Below are 4,895 nucleotides of genomic sequence, written 5' to 3'. Positions count from 1 at the left end.
AACCTGTCGTTTTCAAGCTCGTTCAGTAATGGCTTTTTTCCGTGAGGCTATTTCTGCCCAATATGAGTGACTTTCCGATGCCTGAGCTCATTCCCCTTTTTCAGACCTGAATCCTTACGAAATTTCTTGCCCTGATGCTCAAAGGCAAGCATATCGTGAATATTGAACTTTTAAAAGAAAACCTAGAACAACTGAAAAAACGTCCCAATTCGAGCAAAGGAACGATCGACCAAATCGAAAACTGGTTAATCGGTTCCCATATTTTGCAGAGATTGCGGATTAACCCTTACTACGTAGCAGGCGATACTGTCAAGAATATTAAAAGAATTACTTCGGAGTTTCTGCACGGAGTAAAAGCCGGCACATTTGATTTGCACTGGGACATTCACTGCCCGCACTGCAACATGATTACAGAGGAATTTAAGGATTTGGCAGGCGCATCGGAAATTTCTTTCTGCCCGATGTGCGATCGCGAGTTTAACATAGATTTGCTCGATCGCGTCGAAGTTACTTTTTCCCTGAACAAAGAAATCGAAGACCCGAAACTGCGGCCCGTCTGTGCTCCGCCTCCAGTAATTCAGAACAAACTGCAACTGGTAACGCCTTTATGCTGCACCGAATCGGAGGTAGTTACCTTAGAAAAAGGTAGATACCGCTACTGCTGTCCCCTGACTTTAGCTAAGGGGATTTTAAAAGTTGAAGGCGAACCAACAGAAGACATACAAGAAATTAAACTCACGCAGTTGGATGGCACAAATTTTGACAAAAAAGAGCTGGTTGTCCGTCCGGGAAAAGTCAAAATAGAATTAACTAATCAAGGGCACAATTTGTCTGGACTAATTTTGCATCTAGATGAACTGCCCGACGAACTGACATTAGAACAACTACCTTTGCGCCTGTCAGGAATACAGTTGTTGCATCACTCAGATTACAAGCGTTTGTTCGGCGAACAAGCGCTTTCGGAAAGAGAGCGAGTCAAGATTCGGGCGATTACTATTATGTTTACCGACATTACCAGTTCTACCAGAATGTACGAAACATTGGGAGATACCAAAGCTTACAATATTGTGCGCGATCATTTTGAAATTTTCTTTGAGTCGATCGAGCTATGCGGCGGCAAAGTCATTAAAACCATCGGCGATGCTGTCATGGCTTCTTTTGTCAGCAACGAACAAGCAATCGCGGCGGCGGCGGCTGCTGCGGCCAGTTTCAGGAAGTACAACTCAAATCGCCCGCAACCTGAGTGGATTAGAGTAAAAATCGGTATTCACCGAGGGATGGCTTTGTTAGTAAATCTTAATAATGCGATCGACTATTTCGGTTCCACAGTCAACAAAGCAGCCCGGATTCAAAATCTTTCTAAAAGCGACGAAGTTTCGTTTTCCGAAGAAGTTTATGCAGATCCAGAATTTTTAACAGCATTAACAGCTACAGGAGTGTCGGAAATTCAAAAACGATCTGAAGATTTAAAGGGAATACAAGGGGCACAAGTCGCTTATACTGCTAGAATTAATACTGAATCGGTAATCGCGCTGTCTGGCACACCGATCGCCCGAAGCAGCTAAGCGGGCAAGCAAATATATCTGATGGTTGCCAGTCTTTGGTTGCTATTTGGGCAGCAGCAAATAGATGCAGTCTATTGCTCTGAGCTGGCTCGTCTAATAACTTTAAATATATAGTGGCTCCTCAAGCTACAGGCCTTCTGGTGGCAGATCAACCTTTAATAAAAATAGTTGGAATTACTTAGTGACAGGTGCTTACCAGATTCTTTTGCTTCTAAGTAAGTACCAAATCAAACTTAACACCATGACAAGCGAATTTCAAAGGTTGTACCCGCCGCGCGATCGATCGGCCGAATCAATCCAAAATCTCAAATCTAAAATCCTCAAGCCCCCGAATTTATCCGTGGGGTTAATCGAAAGCATCTAAAATCTAAAATCTAAAATAGAATGACTTCTCCTCAATTATCTCCAGAAAATACACCCGAACAGATCGCCCCAGCCGCCCTCGACAGCCAACAATTAGCGGAAACCGATGCCCCTTTTCCCATTGTTGGGATTGCCGCTTCAGCAGGAGGGCTCGAAGCATTCACGGGGTTACTCAGCCATTTGCCGGTAGATACGGGTATGGCGTTTGTGCTGATTCAGCATTTAGCCCCGGATCACAAAAGTCTGCTAACCGAGATTCTCGCCAGACAGACGCAAATGCCTGTTAGCGAGGTAAAAGACGGCGTAACTGTAGAGCCGAATCGAGTCTACATCATTCCGCCCAACACCAAGATGGTGCTGTGTAAAGGCGTGCTGCAACTATCCCCGCGCGAGAAGATTTATGGCAAATATATGCCGGGAGATGCGTTTTTTACCTCATTGGCGATCGATCGCGGCCACAAGGCGATCGCCGTAGTATTATCCGGGGGAGACGGAGACGGTTCGCTGGGGCTGATGGCAATCAAAGCAGCCGGAGGCATGACTTTTGCTCAATGTCAAGACACGGCAAAATTTGATAGTATGCCGAATACCGCTGTCGCCACAGGGAAAGTCGATTTTGTTCTGCCGCCGGAAAAAATTGCCGAGGAACTGGCAAACTATAGCAGCAGCCGCCTTCTGACTTGCCCGATTTCCCTAGCAAAAGTTGAGAAATCGCCCGAACCGGGAGATGCCCTGGCAACTATTTTTGCCCTGCTAAAATCAACCGCAGGCGTTGATTTTAGCCACTACAAACCCACAACGATCGGGAGGCGCATCCAGCGGCGGATGGTATTGTACAAGCTCGAAAACCTCGATGATTACGCCGAATACCTGCGACAAAATGCGGCTGAAGTCACAGCTTTGTATGAGGAAATCTTGATCCACGTTACCAGTTTCTTCCGCGATCCCGAAGCCTTTGAAAATTTAAAAGAGCTGGTTTTCCCCACCATTACCCAAAATAAATCGCCAGAAGCTTCGATTCGGATTTGGGTGGCGGGATGTTCTACTGGTGAAGAAGTTTATTCGATCGCCATTTGTTTGTTAGAGTTTTTGGGCGATCGAGTTATGCCGATCCAGATTTTTGCTACAGATATCAGCGAGACGGCGATCGGCAAAGCAAGGTCTGGTTTATACTCAGAAAACCAGATGGTAGATGTTTCACCAGAACGCCGTGCTCGCTTCTTTGTTCGCACCGAAGAAGGAGGTAGTTACAGAATCTCCAAAGCAGTCCGCGAACTGTGTGTATTTGCGCGACAAGACTTAAACAGCGACCCGCCTTTTTCCAATCTCGATTTAGTTAGCTGCCGCAATGTGCTGATCTATTTGGGAGAGTCGCTGCAAAAAAAAGTAATGCCGATTTTTCATTACAGTCTCAACGCAGCAGGCTTTCTGTTGTTAGGCAGTTCTGAAAGTACGGGGAAATTTTCATATTTGTTTACTTCTGTCGATAAAAAGTCTAAGATTTATGCCAAAAACTTGACGGCGACTCGTCCCACATTTTCGTTCGTGCCGAGTTTATATCCCGTCGCTCAAGCTGCTCTCGAACAGGGAATGAATGAAGACAATTCGATCGATAATTTTGACTTAGAGCGCGAAACTGACCAACTGATTTTGAATCGCTACGCCCCAGCCAGCGTGCTTGTTAACGAGCAGATGAAAATCCTGCAAGTGCGGGGAGATATCGATCCTTACTTTAGAGTGGCAGCCGGAACGCCGGACTTAAACTTGCTGACAATGGCAAGGGGAGGTTTGCTTGTGGATCTTCGCACCGCAATTTCTCGGGCACAAACGCAGAACGCGACTGTTAGGAAAGAAAGGGTATTGGTGGAATGGGGCGGGCGATCGTCTGCGGTGAATCTTCAGGTGGTGCCGTTCCAGTCGCGCACCACCGCAGCACGCTATTTTTTGGTGCTGTTTGAAGAAGTTTTAGCCCCCGCGAGCGACTTTTCCACTGTCACCGCCCAAAATAGCGATCGAGGTGATTCCGATCCCGAAAATGAGCTGCTGAGGCAGGCGCTTGCCGCCGCTAACCAAGAAAAACTTGCGGCGCGATCGCACCTGCAATCGCTAATCCAAGAGCAGGAATATCTCAACCAAGACCTCAAAGTTGCCAACGAAGAAATCCTATCGAGCAACGAGGAACTGCAAAGCATCAACGAGGAACTAGAAACTGCCAAAGAAGAGATTCAAGCTACTAACGAGGAACTCACCACTACTAACGAGGAACTTCGCAGCCGAAATCTCGAACAAAGCCGGATCAATAACGATCTGACAAATTTGCTTGCTAGTATCAATATCCCAGTTTTAATGCTGGCAAACAATTTAGAAATTCGACGATTTACGCCAACGGCGCAGAAACTTTTTAATCTGATTATCACAGATATTGGACGACCCTTTAGCGACATCCGATCGACTCTTGATGTTCCTGACTTGGAACAGATGATTTTGGAGGTGATTGATACTCTCCAGACGCAAGAACGAGAAGTTAAAACTTTGTCGGGATATTGGTACAACCTCCGCATTCGCCCTTACCGCACCACGGAAAACCAGATTGAGGGCGTGGTGATGGTTTTGATCGATATTGATGCTCTAAAACGCAGTGCCAGAACTTTGGAGGAGGCGCGCAACTACGCTGAAGCTATTGTGGAAACTGTGCAAACGCCTTTAGTCGCGCTAGATGCTGATTTCCGAGTGAATAAAGCAAATCGATCGTTCTATGAAACGTTTCAGGTTTTATCCTCAGAAACAGCGCAAATTTCGCTGTTTGAGCTAGGCAGCGGGCAGTGGAATATCCCGCAATTGCGATCGATTTTGGAAGATATTCTGGTGAGCGATGTTCAGCTTCAAAACTTTGAGTTGACTCATTTCTTTGAGCATATCGGCTCCAAAACTATGCTGCTGAATGCTTGTAAACTTGAACGAGAAGAC

At 46.2% G+C, this 4,895-nt stretch carries 3 protein-coding genes; all 3 read left to right on the top strand.

Annotated elements, in window-relative coordinates; genetic code table 11:
- Window positions 1-155: 155 nt before the first annotated feature.
- Window positions 156-1,565: an adenylate/guanylate cyclase domain-containing protein gene (locus WBA89_RS27430; protein WP_424410802.1), complete on the top strand. Its 1,410-nt coding sequence runs from the start codon at window positions 156-158 to the stop codon at window positions 1,563-1,565.
- A gap of 241 nt (window positions 1,566-1,806) precedes the next feature.
- On the top strand, window positions 1,807-1,929 hold the full coding sequence (locus tag WBA89_RS27425; RefSeq protein ID WP_424410801.1) for a hypothetical protein: 123 nt from the start codon (window positions 1,807-1,809) through the stop codon (window positions 1,927-1,929).
- A 20-nt stretch (window positions 1,930-1,949) separates the two neighbouring features.
- A partial coding sequence (locus WBA89_RS27420; RefSeq protein WP_424410800.1) for a chemotaxis protein CheB occupies window positions 1,950-4,895 on the top strand: 2,946 nt, incomplete at its 3' end.

Origin of the sequence: Microcoleus sp. (genome assembly GCF_049646505.1) — a bacterium.
Lineage (GTDB): Bacteria > Cyanobacteriota > Cyanobacteriia > Cyanobacteriales > Microcoleaceae > Microcoleus.
This window is presented reverse-complemented; position numbering and strand designations above follow the sequence as displayed.

What these genes read in the sequence shown, in the direction of transcription:
- WBA89_RS27425 (WP_424410801.1), top strand. Translation starts at nt 1,807, where the DNA reads ATGACAAGCGAATTTCAAAGGTTGTACCCGCCGCGCGATCGATCGGCC.